This window comes from Francisella sp. SYW-9 (assembly GCF_008711465.1).
Lineage (GTDB): Bacteria > Pseudomonadota > Gammaproteobacteria > Francisellales > Francisellaceae > Francisella.
Window position 1 is genome coordinate 1 of record NZ_VXKQ01000023.1, and the last position, 676, is coordinate 676.

The following is a 676-nucleotide window of genomic DNA, read 5'->3' on the forward strand; positions in this document are numbered from 1 at the left end:
GAAAGTGGACTCCATGGAGTCCCAAGACTTAAATCCCATCATGGGTCGAGTCAATCGTTTAATACTTCTATGATCCTGCTCTATCAAATTATTTAAATACTTATTTTGTCTAATTTCAATACCATGAGTTAACCATATCCCTAGTAAAAATAAGTAGATATTGATAGTCAGTAATGCAGCCTCATTAGCACCAGATTTATCTACATTTACTTTCTCTGGCAAACCATGCCTACCAATGGCTTTCTTAAAGAATTTACGTGCAGCTTTTTCATTTCTTTTTTCACTAACCATAAACTCCAAAGTATCTCCGTGTTTATCTATAGCTCTATATAAATAAACATCTTTACCTTTGAGTTTAAGGTAGGTTTCATCCATCTTCCAACTTATATAACTACCATATTTTCTAAAACTATTGCTAAAGACTATCTCTAATTCTTTAGCATATTTGATAACCCAACGATTGATTGTGCTATGGTCTACTTTAACCCCTCGCTCTTTCATTAGTTCTTCTACATGTCTATAACTCAATGGATATGATAAATACCATCTGATTGCTTGAAGTATCAATAATTTGGTAAAGTGTCTACCTGTGAAATCTATCATTTGTATTTTGAAATAAAATCTGTGATAAAATTATACTATAAATTCATGCTACTAGCAGTTTGCGACAGAACCT

At 32.2% G+C, this 676-nt stretch carries 1 protein-coding gene; it reads right to left on the bottom strand.

Features of this window, described 5'->3' with window-relative positions; translation table 11 throughout:
• Positions 1-603 (bottom strand): IS6 family transposase (locus F3D62_RS09475; RefSeq protein WP_150468010.1); only part of this gene is annotated, 603 nt, incomplete at its 3' end.
• Positions 604-676 lie beyond the last annotated feature (73 nt).